This window comes from Candidatus Melainabacteria bacterium, from assembly GCA_003963305.1.
In the GTDB taxonomy this organism is placed as follows: domain Bacteria; phylum Cyanobacteriota; class Vampirovibrionia; order Obscuribacterales; family Obscuribacteraceae; genus PALSA-1081.
This window is the reverse complement of sequence record RXJR01000018.1, coordinates 59,231-75,091: the sequence shown is the minus strand read 5'-3', so window position 1 is coordinate 75,091 and position 15,861 is coordinate 59,231. Positions and strand designations below refer to the sequence as shown.

15 protein-coding genes are annotated in these 15,861 nt (G+C 50.0%); 7 read left to right on the top strand and 8 right to left on the bottom strand.

Annotated elements, in window-relative coordinates:
• Positions 1-68 precede the first annotated feature (68 nt).
• The 3 genes from EKK48_17730 to EKK48_17720 form a co-directional block, all read right to left on the bottom strand.
• Complete coding sequence (locus tag EKK48_17730) at positions 69-392, bottom strand: hypothetical protein (GenBank protein ID RTL39717.1); 324 nt, start codon at positions 390-392, stop codon at positions 69-71.
• Positions 393-502: 110 nt separating this feature from the next.
• Positions 503-772 carry a hypothetical protein gene (locus tag EKK48_17725; GenBank protein ID RTL39716.1) on the bottom strand — a complete coding sequence of 90 codons (270 nt, stop codon included), beginning with the start codon at positions 770-772 and terminating at the stop codon, positions 503-505.
• 346 nt (positions 773-1,118) lie between these two features.
• The gene (locus tag EKK48_17720; GenBank protein ID RTL39715.1) at positions 1,119-1,718 is read right to left on the bottom strand and encodes a polyisoprenoid-binding protein; all 600 of its coding nucleotides are present in this window, start codon (positions 1,716-1,718) and stop codon (positions 1,119-1,121) included.
• A gap of 154 nt (positions 1,719-1,872) precedes the next feature.
• On the opposite strand from EKK48_17720, the gene EKK48_17715 reads away from it, so the two are divergent.
• Positions 1,873-2,295 (top strand): transcriptional regulator, encoded by a 423-nt coding sequence (locus EKK48_17715; protein RTL39714.1) that lies wholly within the window; start codon positions 1,873-1,875, stop codon positions 2,293-2,295.
• A 61-nt stretch (positions 2,296-2,356) separates the two neighbouring features.
• Here EKK48_17715 and EKK48_17710 read toward each other — a convergent pair whose 3' ends face one another.
• Positions 2,357-6,031 carry a hypothetical protein gene (locus tag EKK48_17710; GenBank protein RTL39713.1) on the bottom strand — a complete coding sequence of 1,225 codons (3,675 nt, stop codon included), beginning with the start codon at positions 6,029-6,031 and terminating at the stop codon, positions 2,357-2,359.
• Positions 6,032-6,040: 9 nt separating this feature from the next.
• Positions 6,041-6,763 carry a hypothetical protein gene (locus EKK48_17705; GenBank protein RTL39712.1) on the bottom strand — a complete coding sequence of 241 codons (723 nt, stop codon included), beginning with the start codon at positions 6,761-6,763 and terminating at the stop codon, positions 6,041-6,043.
• A gap of 300 nt (positions 6,764-7,063) precedes the next feature.
• Between EKK48_17705 and EKK48_17700 the strand changes: the two genes are divergently transcribed.
• Positions 7,064-7,453 carry a hypothetical protein gene (locus tag EKK48_17700; protein ID RTL39711.1) on the top strand — a complete coding sequence of 130 codons (390 nt, stop codon included), beginning with the start codon at positions 7,064-7,066 and terminating at the stop codon, positions 7,451-7,453.
• 18 nt (positions 7,454-7,471) lie between these two features.
• On the opposite strand, the gene EKK48_17695 is transcribed toward EKK48_17700, so the two are convergent.
• A complete protein-coding gene (locus EKK48_17695; protein ID RTL39710.1) occupies positions 7,472-9,244 on the bottom strand; it encodes a serine/threonine protein kinase in 1,773 nt (590 codons plus the stop codon).
• Positions 9,245-9,651: 407 nt separating this feature from the next.
• Here EKK48_17695 and guaD point away from each other — a divergent pair, with 407 nt between their 5' ends.
• A complete protein-coding gene (gene guaD / locus EKK48_17690; protein ID RTL39906.1) occupies positions 9,652-11,142 on the top strand; it encodes a guanine deaminase in 1,491 nt (496 codons plus the stop codon).
• A 106-nt stretch (positions 11,143-11,248) separates the two neighbouring features.
• Here the strand turns inward: guaD and EKK48_17685 are convergent, their stop codons facing one another.
• Entirely contained in the window at positions 11,249-11,779 is a 531-nt protein-coding gene (locus EKK48_17685; GenBank protein ID RTL39709.1) for an N-acetyltransferase, read from the bottom strand.
• 134 nt (positions 11,780-11,913) lie between these two features.
• Positions 11,914-12,696 carry a MarR family transcriptional regulator gene (locus EKK48_17680; protein RTL39708.1) on the bottom strand — a complete coding sequence of 261 codons (783 nt, stop codon included), beginning with the start codon at positions 12,694-12,696 and terminating at the stop codon, positions 11,914-11,916.
• 124 nt (positions 12,697-12,820) lie between these two features.
• On the opposite strand from EKK48_17680, the gene EKK48_17675 reads away from it, so the two are divergent.
• From EKK48_17675 to EKK48_17660, 4 genes are all read left to right on the top strand, one after another.
• On the top strand, positions 12,821-13,336 hold the full coding sequence (locus EKK48_17675; GenBank protein RTL39707.1) for a periplasmic heavy metal sensor: 516 nt from the start codon (positions 12,821-12,823) through the stop codon (positions 13,334-13,336).
• Positions 13,337-13,467: 131 nt separating this feature from the next.
• A complete protein-coding gene (locus tag EKK48_17670; GenBank protein ID RTL39706.1) occupies positions 13,468-13,926 on the top strand; it encodes a hypothetical protein in 459 nt (152 codons plus the stop codon).
• A 94-nt stretch (positions 13,927-14,020) separates the two neighbouring features.
• On the top strand, positions 14,021-14,551 hold the full coding sequence (locus tag EKK48_17665; protein RTL39705.1) for a tetratricopeptide repeat protein: 531 nt from the start codon (positions 14,021-14,023) through the stop codon (positions 14,549-14,551).
• Positions 14,552-14,656: 105 nt separating this feature from the next.
• A complete protein-coding gene (locus tag EKK48_17660) occupies positions 14,657-15,829 on the top strand; it encodes a hypothetical protein (GenBank protein RTL39704.1) in 1,173 nt (390 codons plus the stop codon).
• The last annotated feature ends 32 nt before the right edge of the window (positions 15,830-15,861 follow it).

The window sequence follows — 15,861 nt, the reverse complement described above, 5'->3', positions numbered from 1 at the left end:
CAATTTGAGGGTCAGATCTAATTAAGGTTCCGATCTAATTGAGAGTCGGGTCTAATTGAAGACCATTTCTACTGTGGTCCACCCGTCCAGTCCTTATCCCATTCTTGTGGTTCAGGAGCTTTCAGCAACCGCGGAAGCTTGATACCACCGACAGAGCTACTCGCAACTCCCGTCGTCGCAGCAATCGCGCCTGGCACAGGATTCAATTCAATTGAATCCCGCTGTTGAGTCTGCTTGATGTATTGCCCCCAATAGCTGGGATCGACCTCACGCCCACGCGGCTTGTAGATACGCTTGAATCGGTCCAATTCACCACTTCCTACAAGAGAACAGGCTATGGCGAAAAAGCCTAGCAACAACATACAGACTTCTGGAATAACAAAAACTGCCACAAACCAATCCATCAATTATTTTCCTAAAAGTGGTGGCATACGCAACGTACTGCCTTGTGTTTGTGTTTCCTGTGCCTCTGTAGCTCTTTCCGAACTATAAGGTTATTCTTCTAAACTCTCGTGGCTCCCGGCAATTCGACGCGAAAAGATACCGTTCCATCGCGCTCGACTGTGATGGTCACATCCGATACTCGACCTCTTTTGAAGTGCTTAGACGCTGCACGCATCACACTCGCAATCTGCTGCTGCGAAAGGAAACTGGCACCAGGTGCTATTTCATACAAAATTGCACCTACAGATCCCTGAAACCACTGACTGTCTCCATCGTAGGTCTCGTTAGTTGTCGCCAACTGTTGAAGAGTCAAAGAGCATGTTTGCATGGAAAAATCCTCTGCGCCTGGGTGGGCGCAAACATAAGACTTGAAGTACTAAAACATCAGGTCTTTCTTTCCCGAAAGTGGGAAATCAGTTTGGGCAAGAAGCTGATTAGGAAGACCGGCACCTTTTCCAGGTGTGCTTATATTGATAACACCGCTGACAAATAGAGTCAGTGGGGAAAATACGTAGTTTTCAAAATAATCTTTCACCCAACTTGCAAACATTGGATGAGCGGGGCTTTTAGGATATTTCGCGCCAATAGTTTTTGCCGGCTCAAGATTAAACCGACAGAACTCATTATTGCGTCCAAAAACTACTGAGACATTACAGTCTTAGTTGCCCTGGATTTTATTTCGAAGCAGGTTCGGCTTTCATCTCAACATCAATCGTCACGTCGACGTCTTCGCCTAACGCGACGCCGCCATTGTCGAGCTGTTTGTTGTAGGTGATTCCGAAATCTTTGCGATGTATCTTCGTAGTGCCCGAAGCGCCTCGCTTTGAACCTTTAGGGTCTTTCAACTCTTCAGTTGGACCTTCGACGTTCAAGACAACAGACTTGGTGACGCCGTGCAAAGTCAGATCACCAGTTACGGTCAAACCTGTCTTACCTTTCGGAACAACCTTCGTAGACTTGAAAGTCATGGTCGGATACTTATCAGTGTCAAAGAAATCAGCTGTCTTCAAATGCTTGTCGCGATTCGCATCATGCGTATCAACGGAATTCATGTCGATGACTGCTTCCACCTTTGATGCGGCCGGCTTTGCGGGATCATAATCAATGGTTCCACTGACTTTGCTAAACGCGCCGCGCACGTTGGACAACATCATGTGGCGAATCGAAAAACCGGCCTGTGAATGCTGAGGATCTATCGTATAAGTGGTCGCAAACGACGGCAGAGCGCCTGATACAAGAGCGACGAAAGTGAGTGCTGTAGCCAAACGGATCATAGAGCCTCCAAAAAAAAGACGTGCTTGCTAGGAATGGATAATCATACTAGGATGTAGGTATCCAGACGCAAGAAGTAACCAAAATGTATTGTAGTATCAGTTTGGATACCAATGATTTTGAGAGGGTTTGACAGAGGAATGGGTTGAGGTAGTTATGTACACGAAATTGGAATGCCCAATTATGGCAACAATCGCAATGATTTCCGACAAGTGGAAAGTTCTGATTATTTGCAAACTGATCAAGGGCACTTTGCGGTTCAATGAGCTACGCCGCGAACTCAAAGGTGTAACACAGCGCGTTTTAACTCATCAGTTACGCGAACTCGAAGCAGATGGGCTGGTGACGCGACAGGTCTACGCAGAAGTGCCACCGCGGGTTGAGTACTCGCTCACCGAGTTGGGTCGAACACTCATTCCGGTGCTGGAAAATTTAGAAGCGTGGGCTCGTGAACATTCGGAAGAGCTTCTTGCTACACGCGGAATGCAAGAATGCGCGGCAAGGCATGAAAAGAAACTTGCAGCGCAGGAAGCGCCACTACAGGCAGTGCCGGAACTGGTCAACGCCAGCAATCAATAGCTGAGAACGAGCCTTTAACGGATCGAATTCGCCTTATTGAAGCATCCATTGCGTAACGTATTCAGGCTGGGCTCGCTCCCAGACCTTGCATGTAGGCTTTTATCTCTTTCGGGAATGGCAACCAGATGATGGTGCCGACTTTAAGCGTAAATACCATTCGACCATCTTGCATGCCAATCGGTATGGACTCTTTATTAATCTCATAAATCAATGGTGCAAGCGTTACATTCTTGAACACTTTAATCGCAATCAACTCAACAGTATCGCCTGCTTCAACAACATACTGATAGCGAGTGCTTTGCTCATCGTCGTCTGCGACGGTGCCGTCGCCATCGAAAGCCACCTCATCTTCGGATGATATGGACCGCTCAAAATCGCCGCCAAAATATTCGACAGCTGCGAGAGGAAATATTTCTTCCTCCTCGAGTTCCACAGCAGCCGAAGATTCAATCGAACCAATAAGTTCCAAATTCGAGAGGAGCTTCTCCGCCGCCTCGTCATGGATTACCAAGTCGTGGCTTTCTTCGAGCAACGGATGATTTTCAGGAGCTTTTAACCCACGAGGAGTGTCGCTCCTGACCTGCTCCGAATCGCTAATTTTGGTAGCTCTGGGGATGGCATTGTCGATGTCTGCGTTTCTATGATCAGCAAATTTGCCTGAGCCTGACTCCTCTGCTGGCGCTATCCATGGTGGCAAAGACTTAGAGGAATCAACTCGAGACTGTGGCAATCCTGTGTTCTCAACTTGTGACTGCGGGGCTTTAATTACGAACTGTTCATCAGACTTTCCAATTCGTTCACCTATCGCACGAACGATCGGAATCGTAGATTCCGGACGAACTCCAGCCGTGGGTGCCTGCGCACGGTCTTCCAGGCGCTCCGTTTTTCGTCCCGGTAGCGAGTTCTCAAAGGCATCAGGTCGCCCGGTTTTAGCCTCCGGCGGGAATATTCGGCTGGCGATAGCCTTAAGATTGCCAACCATCTCTGCGAGGGGCACCACGGACGGAGTCACAACGAGCGCACCAGCATCTCCTGGTTTCGCGCCACCTTTAGTGCCGTCACCAGCTCCGCCTGTTGCTGATATTTTGGATCCGTCACCAACTCCGCCTGTTGCTGATATTTTGGATCCGTCACCAACTCCGCCCGTTGCTGATATTTTGGATCCGTCACCAACTCCGCCGGTTACAACCGTTTTGACTCCTTCTCCGGTTACACCTGTCAGAGCAGTTTTGATTCCTTCACCTGTCCCACCAGTAACGACTGTCTTAACGCCGTCGCCGGCCTTGCCAGGCTCTTGCTGGCGAACAACCTTTTCATCAGTCTGTGATTTGCCGCCACGTAAATCGATCTGTTGTGCAATATTTCTCACACCAGAAACCAGATCTGGAACAGGCAAACTTCCCGGTGGAAGAACCAGCTGACCATCAGCACGAGATCCACCCTTAGTTCCGGCTCCCGAGACTGAATCAGACGGTCCTTTCTCACCGACTCCAATTCTAGTTGTAGCGTCACTCTTAATGCCTAGTGACCTTCCATCTGGATCAACGACACGCGGTGTTGGCGCCTCAACACGCGTCTTGCCTTCACCGGTCGACTTTTCGGACGGAACCTTATCTCCGGTAATTTTATCCGGACCGCCTTTATCTGCGACCGCGTGGCTGCCTTTATCGCTTATTGCACTGCCACCCTTATCGGCTATTGCATTGGTAACTTTATCAGCAATCGAATTATTGCCTTTGTCGCCAGAAGTTTTGTCAGACAGACCAATGGAGCGCTCTCCCGATTTACCACTAAGATCGCTGCGATTTCCAGATGCACCATCAGATTTGGTGCCGCCATCATGGACTAAATTGCTTCCACCTTGTTGTTTAACATCAGCAGATCTGCCGTCCGCTCCAGTCTTCGTATCCTGTGATGGGACCCGCACATCTTGAACAGCTTTGGCATCCGTTCCCGCCTTGGTGTCCTGTGATGAGACCCGAACATCTTGCGAGGTTTTTCCATCGCCAGATTTAAAACCGGCGTCTTTTCCACCTGTCGGTTCGTTCTTCGCATCTTTGATATCTTTGTTGCCTTGCGAGTCGCCTCTAGTCGAGCCCTCACGCGATGGTGCCGAGTCAACCTTCACATCCTTCACGGATTTGTTATCTCTTTCCCCGCGCAGCCCGCCGAGAATATCTGGTAATCCCCCAGCAGGCATTGGAATTGGTAACCCAGTGTCTTTGTTCGGCGGATTTAATTTGTCGCCAACCTTTTGATCGAGATTTGCCAGGGTTTTCGAATCCGGCAGTCGAGTCGAATTTGAATCATTTCGCCCGGTATTGCTTCGAGCATCGGGCGCCTGCGCGATACCAGATTCGGTGCGACCGGAAGATTGCTTAGTATCAGGCAGTTGTACTCCACTTTCAATGCGCCCAGTAGTCTGCTTAGTTTCAGGCATCTGAATGCCTGTTTCACGTCTGGTACCAAAGCTATCGGAACTACCAGCTGTGTTCAACTTTCCTTGCGCATCGAGAGCAGAGACGCTTGTTTGCTTGCCTGGAGCATCCGTAGACACGCCCGGATTTGGTCTTACCGGCGATTCAAGAGCAGATGCATTCGGAGTTGAATTCGCTTTCGATTGAGTCTCCAAGGGAGAGCTACTCAACTGCGGCTTACTCTGCGCTTCCGACGGAGTCTGCAGGTTAGCTACTTTAATCGCTGAGCTATCTGCATTCCTGCCATCGCTCACCGATAACGTCTTATCGACAGTCGGTTTGTTAACACTTGAGCTATCAACTGCCAGCGGAATCTGTCGACTTGAAGCGTCAAAAGAATTTCCGGCAGCACCAGGCTTGTTCGATGACACGCCTTCGCGGAAACCAACGTCATTGGAGTTTGCTGGAATGCCTTTGGACTCCGGCGTGAGCCCAGCCGCCTTAATAGAAGGCGGACTCTCTGAAACGTTTGCAGAAGGTCTATTAACAATTCCGGCTTCCAGCGGAATTCCACTCGCACCTCGAACGGGATTACTAGCAGGATCGATCTTCTCAGCAACGCGAGGCTGGCTAACGGAGTCGGGCACTTCAGTTGTGCTTGCGATCTGACGAGGCTGTAACTCAGTCACTCTTGAAGGCTGTTGCAAGCCTCCCTGAGGCACGCTCGCAACAGTTGGCTGGTCAGCAACAGTCGGTTGCCGTGAAGACCCAGGGGCCTCCTTAGAGACGGTTGTCTTGCCATCGGGCGTTGTAGTTATCGCGATGGGTCCAATCGTCCGGGTTGTGGTTCCGGTCTCAGCATCTGGCGCTTTCGCGGCAATATTGTCTCCCGGCCGCGTAGTATCCACGGTGCTAGCTTGCAGCTGGTAACTTGTTTCCCTTCCACCTGGTGGACCTGGACGATTTACTCCTGTTTGCGTATCTGAAGTCCGTCCCTCATAACTTACAGGAGGCACAACGCTGGATTTTACAGAATCCGACACAGGTTGATCGATAGCGGTCGGTCTAGGTGCATCGGGAGAAACAGCTTGGAAATCAGGAGTCTTTGCTTGACTTGGTATTTGTACCGTTTTATGAGCGTTCAACTCAGAAGGGACAACAGGATTGTTTACACTAAGTGTTTCTTCAAAACTGACTTGTCCACGGTTCAGTAAACTACCACGCGACGAATTGTTAGACTGTTCAAGCATTCGGCGGTTTGCCTCTGCCTTAGCAATGTCTTCATTTCCTGGCTTTCTTTCGGAAGGTACGTCTGGCATGACTTTCCCTCAATTGCGCTTCGCCGCTTGGAGAAGGCTTCGCAAACGTGCTGCAATCGCGTTTCCCGGTTCCATCGACTCTGCTCGCAACAAATCTTCCTGAGCACCTTTGTAATTGTGCAAGTGAAAGCGCGCAGACCCTCGTATTGCATATGATGAGGCAATATTTGAATCCATCGCTATCGACCGATCGATTGCAGCAAGAGCTTCCTGAAATCTTTCCATAAACAGAAGATTGGTTGCTCGACTCTGGAACAGGTCTGCCTTTTGAGGTCCAATCTCAATAGCCTTGTTTATATCTCGCAACGAGCTCGACCAATCGAGCAACTGACCATAAATAGCGGCTCGAAATTCATAAGCAATTTGATTTGAAGGTTTAAGCTCAAGTGATCGATTCACGTCCTTAAGAGCCAATTGATAATCTTCTAAATCACGGTAAATCTGCGCCCGAGCCAGATAATACTGTGCATTGTTAGGCTCCTCAGCAATTTTTGCATTCGCAATCGGCAGGAACTTACGAGCCTTTGCCTTTTTATCGGCATCCTTAATGCTACTAACCGTGTTAACAAACGCCCCAGCCGCATTCGACGTCGCAGCAGGACTCGGAGTCACGGTCTTACTCTGACTCGGCACCGCCTTGAACAAATCATCCTGATTAAACTTCGCGGCGAAGCTGGCAGCCGGCAGTCCGAACATCAAGCAAGCAACAATCAAACCTTTGTTTAAACGCATTAGAAGCACCAGTGAACCTATTGATGCAGTTTAGCATTTTGATCCCTACACGAACTGTTCGGGCAAATGCACCACTTATGGTATCGAACAGCAGACTGGACTCCAAACAAATTCTACATAGATGTTATTCCGACTCCGCTGTCTTGGATAACACTCTAATCCTCAAATCTGGCAATTGCATGGCAAATTCGAAAAGCACACATAAATCACCGAAAACGCCAGACATGAAGCTGTTGCGTTGTGCCCTGATTTTGCCAAAACTCCTGACTAAATTCTAAACCACATCCATTGGAGGACACTATGGACATCAATCCATTTGAAATTGCGGGCAAAACTGTCAGACGCACGCACGAAACCATTTTGGACGCATACAGTTATTCGGAAGAGCACTTCTGCCATACATTCCCTATGAACGCCGTATTTGGTCGCCTCGACTGGGCACGCGACAATAGCGCAGCCATAATGAATGCAGCACATACCGCACTCATGCACAACGACGTCGAAGAAGCGGAGCATCAGTTTCGTCGCGAACTGTACTTTACGGGACTGTTCGACAAATTTGCCGGCTCACCAGATGAGGCCGCGGCACGAGCCGGACTGAATGCTATCGACAACAATCAGAGTGCGAACTCCATTGATCTCGCCATCCGCGAAGCCTGGTCAAAGCGACTCTACGATCCATCGTACTGACACGCAAGGGCACTACGCTCAGTGCACTATATTCTCTTGCCCATTATCGCGAAGTTCGGCATTCGAAGCAGTATCGCTCTTAACGCCCTGGTTGAGCGACTTAAGGATATCCTCTTCTTGCTTCTCCGAAAGCTGCAAGTACTGCTGGTTTTTCAGCAGACGAGCTAGTTCTTTGGCCTGTCGAAAATATTGCAAAGCCCGAGAAGGTTGAGACATTTGCAGAGAAATCACCCCCGAGCAGTCAGCAATTTGCCACTTATACACGTCACTAACTTCGGGATATTTCTCGATAATTTCCCGCGCATACTGCAAGCTGTGGGAAGCTTTGTCCACCATGTTCAGCTTACGATATTGCTTGATCATGTTGGTTAAGACGTGCAATAGGTAATCAGGCTTAGTTGGCTCAGCTAAAGACCACACGGAACTTGCTTCTTCATATGCGTAGATTTTACGCAGCGGATCAACAATTGTATCGCCGACTTTCGAGGAATAACGAAAGACAGCCAATTTATCTGTTGACTGCTTAACGAGGTCCATCATCTTGTCGAAGTACTTTTCAGAACTATCCTTATCTCCCAGTTTGACAAAATCTTCAACTAATGCCAGGTAGCACGGCAGCAACTGCTGTTCCGTCATATGTCCTTCATTTACTTTCATGGCATTCAACAAAACATCAATGCTTTCCTTATAACGCAACTGCTTCTCTAGTCCAAGTGCGAGAACGTAATCGTGACTAAAGCCTTTAGATGCTGTCTTTCGGTGAGGCAAATAAACAAATATTAGGCACGCATACAGCAATAGTCCACCAAGCAGAAAACTGATAACGGAAAAAAGTAGCGTTTTGCTCATCCGCTTCTTCACACGATGAGCAGCTTTTCGCAGCGCCGGTTTTTCACCCTGAGCAATACGCTCCAAATTCCTTTGCACTGCAATGGCGCTTTCCGGACGATCCTTTGGGTCTTTTTCAAGACACGCCATTACGACCCGCTCGGACTCAGGGCTGATTTTCCAGTCACCACAAGCCTTACGCAAGGGAAGGGGCGTGTCATTGATATGTCGCAACACCGTCTCGACCGGGTTACTGCCGACAAATGGCGGTGCTCCCGCGAGAGCCTCATACATGACGCACCCTAACGAGTAAATATCACTTCTACTGTCTATCGCTTTACCGAGACACTGCTCAGGGCTCATGTAGAGGGGCGTACCGAAAATCTCGCCGGTTTGAGTGACACTGTTGTCGACCGACTGTCTTTTCGCTATTCCGAAATCGACAATCTTGGGAATCTCCTGTCCTCGCTCATTACGCAGCAGCATGATATTGCTTGGCTTCAGATCACGATGAATAATCTGATTGGTGTGCGCGTGCTCAAGCCCCTCACAAACCTTTGAGAAAATAGACAACACCCGATCTTCATCAAGGTGACCCAGTCTCAGAATCTCATCAGCAAGATTTGTTCCTTCGATATAATCGAGCACGATATACGGAATGCCACTATCTGTGACACCATAGTCGTGCACTTGAATCAAATAAGGATTGTTCAAATTACCAACGGTCTTGGCCTCTGCGTCAAATCGACGCAAGGCTTTTTCATCCGTTGTGACTCCCGCGTACAAGGCCTTGAGAGCAAAGATCTTGTTAAGTGCTTGATGCCTGACCCTATAGACGGCACCTGCGCCGCCTTGCCCAATCAAATCGATAATTTCATATCGACCGCCGACGAAAGTGCTGTTCTGCAGCGGATGGGTCGAAATCGCAGGTGATGATTTCAAATCTGCAGGTGTTAAATCCATAACCGTACCTGAACTACGAAACTATTGTTCCCTTACAAATGTTCGAAAGAAACACCTGGTCGGATCACTTAATGCGCCACACCGTCTTCGCCCATAACGTCTCTCTCGACCAGCCAAACAGCTGACCAAGCCGTCGACTAAATCCAACATCACGTCGCGGCGCAAGTCCTCGCTCTAAAACCTCTCCATAGTCGCGGCTTGGCAAGTAGTCAAAAGTCCCCATAAGCTTTTCAAGATGTGGACAGTATCCTACCTAACACCAAGCGGCAGAATTAATCCTTGATACACCTCACAGATATGCACTGTGCGCTAGACTCGACACTCTCAGATCACTTCCTTCTCAAGGAGCAATTTTAATGACGTTTGCAAGTTCGCTAAAAAAGGCTTGCGCAGTGGCATTCTCGCTGATGGTGTGCGGTTTCAACGCGTTGCCATCAGTGCAAGCTGCTGACGAAGGCACAGTCGCGATACGAAGTGGAATCCTGGACTTTGTAGATGACCCCTGGTCCAAGCCGACCGGTCATGGTGATGAAGCGGCACGCTTCTATCCAGATGGTCTTCTGGTAATCAACAACGGTATCGTCAAGGAATGTGGACCCTATGATGCCACGATAGCCAAGTATCCTGGTCTGAAAGTGACCTCGCTACCAAATCGCATCATTGTGCCTGGGTTTGTCGATGGTCACATCCACTTCCCGCAAACTCGTGTTCTCGGCGCATATGGAGAACAATTGCTGCCCTGGCTGCAAGAATGGATTTTCCCTGAAGAAATGAAGTACAAAGATGCTGCTTATGCAAAAGAAGGCATCAATCACTTCTTCGATAACCTGTTGGCAAACGGCACCACAACCGTGCAAGACTTCGGAACATCATCTGAATCAGCCGTTGGTCAATATTTCGACGAAGCAAGCAGACGCAACATGCGCGTCATCTGCGGAATTGCAGGTCTCGATCGTAACGCCCCAGAAGGCATGATCACACCTCCGCAAGCATTCTACGATGGCAGCAAGCGCTTGATCGAAAAGTATCACGGCAAAGGACGCAACCTCTACGCGATCACACCGCGCTTCGCATACGGTGACTCAGACGACCTGCTGGCAATGTGCGGAAAACTGCACAAAGAGTATCCAGATTGCTGGATCAATACTCACGTATCAGAAAACCCAACAGAAACTCACAACGCTGCGGAAGAACACAAATGCAAAGACTACCTCGCTTGCTATGAAAAATACGGCTTGGTAGGTCCGAAGTTCACCGCTGGACACGGCGTATGGTTGTCAGACAATGAATTCGCACGCTTGCACAAAGCCGGCGCCGCTGTTTCTTTCTGCCCCAACTCCAACACTTTCCTCGGCAGCGGCTTGTTCCGATTGGGCAAAGCCACTGACCCGAACGAAAGAGTGCGCCTCTCATTCGGATCAGACATGGGCGGAGGAAACAGCTTCTCCATGATCAACGTTCTGAACCAGGGCTACAAAGTCGGCATGTGCAACAACACCATGCTCGACGGCAGCGTCGACCCACGCTGGAAGAATGAATCAGAAGCTGAGCGCAATAAACTCAATGCAATGCGCGCCTTCTATTCTGCCACTCTGGGTGGTGCACGCGGACTCTACCTCGACGATAAGATCGGAAACTTCAACCCCGGCAAAGAAGCCGACTTTGTTGTTCTCGATTGGAACGGCGGACCTCTTGCAACCAAGTGGCACCAGACCTTGATCGTCAAAGAGGGCGACTCTCCAAAGAACATCGATCAAGCAGCTAAATTGCTCTTCGGAGTAATTGCTGTCGGCGACGACCGCGCCGTCGATGAAACCTGGGTATACGGCAAGCGCCTTTACAAGCGTGGTGGAGACACTACTCTGGTAAACAGCGAAACCAAGCACGACAACAATTAGTGTTTGACACTGGAAACCCGCACTGATACGAACTAACAACTGGAAAGAGCCTGGGCAACCAGGCTCTTTTCGGTAATAAGACTACTTAGTTCGTCAAGCAGACCACTCAGGAATTGATGATAAATCGCCGCATCAAAAGACCCGTGTAATAGCGGTCGCCAATCTTTGTATCCTTCTCGAGTTCAGCGATGACTTCGAACTTTTCTGACAGATAGAGCTTAACCGCAGCAAAATTATCGGCTCGAACATTCAGATATAGAATCTCGATTTTACCGTCGGCTACAATCTGAGATAAAGCCGCAGATAAGAGTGCTCTGCCGACCGCTTTGCGGCGAGAATTCTCACTCACGCCCATGTTCAAGTAAGCGGTATGCGCAAGCTTCGCAGCAGAAACTGGTTTGACAGTGACATAGCCCGCTAACCCGTGAGACGTCTGCGCGACCAGAAAGAATGCGCCTTCTGTCGCATCGTGCTCATTCAAATCGCGTTCAAATGATTCGAAATCGGGATATTTCTCGTCGAACGGTTGGCACATCATGTCCGTCGACGCGTATATGTCGCGGACTAAGCTGTAAGCGTCCTCGAAGTCGTCGTGAGTAAGTCGTCTGATTTTTAAATCTATCTCTATTGTTTGCATAGTCCATAGTCCTCGCTCAATCTTTAGAATTACTGGTATCACGTCAAATTAGCGTCAAATACCAAGCGCGATGACAATATTGATTGTCAATTGACTACGAAGACATCTGAGCAGAAGGATCGACGGCAGCCATCCTAATCAGTCGTCGGCTGATCAGCATCGGCGCTGCCATTCAACAAATCTCGAATCGGACCTTCCTGCAATTTACTCAATAGCGCAATCAGTGCCTCTTTCTCTTCGTTGCTCAAAGGCGAGAATATTTCTTCGACGAAAGCTTTCCTCATAGCCGATATTCGGTCAAAATCTTTCTTCGCAAAGTCCGAGAGCTCAAGAAGCGAAGCACGCCGATCGCGCGGGTCTGGAACCCGATGGAGGAAGCCATCACGTTCGAGACCATCGACCAAGTCAGTCACCGTGCGTGGTGCCACATTCAATCTGGCAGCCAGGTCACCCATCCTGATACCACCCGTGTGATGCACAATAAACAACACGCCCATGCGGGGGCCAGATAACTTGCTGTACTGCTTATTCTGCGCAATTCTGGATTCGCCGAACCGATGAATCATTTTGGCAGTCATCATCAAAGCCGCCATTGCATTTTCTGCTGGGGTACCATCATGCGGCGGAAAGAATCCTCGCATTCCCTTTCGCGAATGTTCACCGTGCCCGTGTTCGCCACGCCCGTGCTCACCATGTCCGTGCGCACCATGTCCGTGTTCACCATGACCGTGCTCATCGCGCCCGCGCTCACCATGCCCGTGCTCACCATGTCCGTGTTCACCATGACCGTGCTCATCGCGCCCGCGCTCACCATGTCCGTGTTCGCCATGTGCGCCACGCCCATGCTCACCGTGCGGCTCATCCCCCCGCCCGTGCTCGTTGCGCCCCTGCTTTTTTATTTTTCTGCCGCTTGACACTGGGAATATTAGTGAGTAGACTCAGTAATTAGTGAGGCGCCTCACAATGAGGTGCATACATTAAAAATACCCTAAACACTAAATATATTCAAGACTGTCGCCATTACTGGCGATTGGAGGACTTATGTTTCCATTTTCAGGTGGTAAGTTCGGGGGCAAACACTACGGACCAGGTGGACCCGGTGGACGCCACGGACATGGACCCTTCGGTCACTTCGGAGCAGAAATGCTGCACGACCTCGAGCTGACCGACGAGCAGGTCGAACGAATAGCCGAACTCAAAGCCGACGGTATGAGCGAAGGCATGCGGATGATGGCAGAGGGAGGACAACTCTTTAAGCACATGATGCGCGAATTGATGAAAGAAGATCTCGATAAAAACAAGGTCAAGGATGCGCACAAGAAACTGCAAGAGCACAAGCTCAAGATGGGCGATGCGATGCTCGAACATGCTCTTGCATTTGCCGAAACCCTGACACCACAGCAACGCAAAAAGCTGAAACGCTCGACTATGCGCAGGTTCTTAGGACTCGACGGGGATCGTGGAGGTCCCGGTTTCGGTCCGGGCTTCGGATTCGGTCCAGGCGGCCCGGGCGGACCCGGAGGACCAGGGGGACCGGGCGGCAGACCCGACCGTTAAAATCGAGTTCTAGCAGCGACTTCAAAATCAACACCAGTTCGGCGCACAACGTAGTCCCACCACACCATTCCCGGTTTGCGCGGAAGCGTTTACAATGTGAGAAAAGTGGATTTTGCGATTTGGGGCAATCGATGTCAGACAAGCAAACGCAGATACGTGACAATCTTGCAAAACGTGACGCCGGACTGGTGCATTTTGAAATTCGCGATCGAAGCGACTTCCCTAAAACATCCGACATAGCGGCTATAGACGAATTCGTTTCCGAACTGAATCATAAGAAACTCGATTCAGATTGGAAATGCCTGAAGAAATATGATGCAGAACGCCTGCTCACATCTATTTTGCACAAGGATATGGCGTATCAGTATGAATGTATGGAGATCGGCTTGGCCAGGGCGATGATGCGCTCGTTTTTCGATCTGTTTTCCGACAAAGCACAATTTTACTCGAACGCCGACTTCAAACCGGAGAGCGGTGGGCTTGTTTCGATCGGATCGTATAAGTCCATTACCAATGCAACTTTTGACTCTGGAATCGTCGCAATAGATGATAAGAACATAGGCTTGCTCTGGTGCGAAGACGAAGACTAACGATTCCAGTGCGCCCATCACCAAGTTCAGCAGTATCATATACGGTAGCAGAGCCTAAATCAGATCCATATGAAACTCCATCAAAGGAACGTCCATGAAAACAGCCATCGTTGCCGTAATACTGGTATCCATCACCGCGATTGCGTCGGCATCGGCACAGTCACCGCGCGGTCAAACAGACGCCGGTCCAGTAATGTCGAAACCGTCCGACTGGAACAAGATGATGCCTAACTCGAATCCTATGGAAACACCGGCGCCCACTATTTCGCTCCCCAACAGCAAATTCACAAAACCTCCCGTTGCGGCTCAAAGTGTAGGCGATCGTGTCTCCACCAACGCACGTGAGGCTCTCGCTTACGCACAGAAAGATGATTGGGATCACGCTCTTGAAAGCATCGATAAGGCAATTGCGCTCGATCCAAGTGTCGACTTCCTCTATAGCTTCCGCGCCAGGGTCTTTAAGAATCTCGGAAGAAACAACGATTCGGTCAAAGACCTCATGAAGGTCAAAGAATTGCAATCAAAGACCAACGCTGATGCAGTAAACCGCTACCATCAGCAGCAAGTGCAGCAAGCCGGAATGCCCGATCTGCGTGACAGAGTGCGCACTTTCCTCGGCAAATAGTTTACTGAAACAAAGGGAAAGCTCGGCACCTCAAGCGGGTACAATCTTGGAGGATTGCTCGACCGACTGAGGTTGAACTTAACATTCCCCGTGCCGGGAGGCGGGATGGCGGACAAAGAGCTGCGGCTTGGCGAAATGCTTCAAGCCCTTGGAATCGTACAGAGAGATCAGTTGAACGAGGCTATCCGCATGGCCGGCGAGGTCGCGCTGCCACTTGGTCGCGCCCTGGTTCTCTACGGTTATTTGACGCAAGACGAGCTAAACACGGCACTCGAACTGCAGTCGCTGATAAAGAACAAGGGATTGCCCTTGCCAACAGCCATTGAAGCTTATAAGTTGATGCGCGTGCGGCAGCTCGACCTGGGCGATGCATTGCTCGCGGCAGGATTCACAGGCACCCAGACATCCGCTTCAGCCAGCAGGCTGGGCACCCTGCTTCTAGATTCCAGCTTGATTACACAAGAACAGCTCGACCTCGCGCAAAGAGCGAGCTATGAAACGGCGCAACCGATCGGGCGAATGCTGGTCTTGATGGGCGTTCTAACCCAGGAAACAGTCGACGGTGCGCTGGAAGTGCAAAAGGCATTTCGAGCCGAGCGTATTACTTACAGCCAGGCATTGAGAACACTCAACCCGAACCCGGAAAAATCCGCTGCCAATAAAGCTCTTGGCACCAGTGGCGCCGACAAGGCCAGTCAAAAGCAAATCAGACTCGGCGAGTTGCTGATGCTTTCAGGCATACTCAACGAATCCGACATTTTGAATGCGCTGGAGTACGGCATTACAAAGCAAAAGCCATTCGGCGAAATTTTGATTGAGTTGGGCTTGCTCAGTCAGTCTGTACTTGAACTCGCTTTGAATTTGCAGAAACTTGTTTGCGATGGAAGCCTGTCGCTGCACAGCGCAACTGACACGCTCTACAGCTTCTCGATAACGGGTCGCACCGACCAGACAGAGCGAGCAAACTCGGACAACACAATCCGGCTGGGCGAATTGCTGAAAATGTGCGGGCTTGTCGATGATAACGACATCCAGCACGCCATCGCCTTGAGCACGAAATACCCTTCAGTAATTGGAAAAATGCTCGTGTTGTCTGGTGTAATTTCGGAAGCGACGTTGCTGTCGGCGCTGCGCTGTCAATTTCTGCTGCGCCACCAACTGATTTCGACAAACCAGGCGATAGACGCATTGAAGCATGCGGAAAGCCATCGCATGAGTCTGGACGACTCTTTTGACGATCTCGGATTCCCAATCGTCATCCCCTCGCGAAAGCAGTAGTTCACTGCGTTAGACGAACATCGCCGATTCGC

Coding starts and splice junctions, on each gene's coding strand:
- EKK48_17700 (RTL39711.1), top strand. CDS start 7,064: ATGGACATCAATCCATTTGAAATTGCGGGCAAAACTGTCAGACGCACG.
- EKK48_17715 (RTL39714.1), top strand. CDS start 1,873: ATGTACACGAAATTGGAATGCCCAATTATGGCAACAATCGCAATGATT.
- EKK48_17675 (RTL39707.1), top strand. CDS start 12,821: ATGTTTCCATTTTCAGGTGGTAAGTTCGGGGGCAAACACTACGGACCA.
- EKK48_17665 (RTL39705.1), top strand. CDS start 14,021: ATGAAAACAGCCATCGTTGCCGTAATACTGGTATCCATCACCGCGATT.
- EKK48_17695 (RTL39710.1), bottom strand. CDS start 9,244: ATGGATTTAACACCTGCAGATTTGAAATCATCACCTGCGATTTCGACC.
- guaD (RTL39906.1), top strand. CDS start 9,652: ATGGTGTGCGGTTTCAACGCGTTGCCATCAGTGCAAGCTGCTGACGAA.
- EKK48_17705 (RTL39712.1), bottom strand. CDS start 6,763: ATGCGTTTAAACAAAGGTTTGATTGTTGCTTGCTTGATGTTCGGACTG.
- EKK48_17670 (RTL39706.1), top strand. CDS start 13,468: ATGTCAGACAAGCAAACGCAGATACGTGACAATCTTGCAAAACGTGAC.
- EKK48_17710 (RTL39713.1), bottom strand. CDS start 6,031: ATGCCAGACGTACCTTCCGAAAGAAAGCCAGGAAATGAAGACATTGCT.
- EKK48_17725 (RTL39716.1), bottom strand. CDS start 772: ATGCAAACATGCTCTTTGACTCTTCAACAGTTGGCGACAACTAACGAG.
- EKK48_17720 (RTL39715.1), bottom strand. CDS start 1,718: ATGATCCGTTTGGCTACAGCACTCACTTTCGTCGCTCTTGTATCAGGC.
- EKK48_17685 (RTL39709.1), bottom strand. CDS start 11,779: ATGCAAACAATAGAGATAGATTTAAAAATCAGACGACTTACTCACGAC.
- EKK48_17660 (RTL39704.1), top strand. CDS start 14,657: ATGGCGGACAAAGAGCTGCGGCTTGGCGAAATGCTTCAAGCCCTTGGA.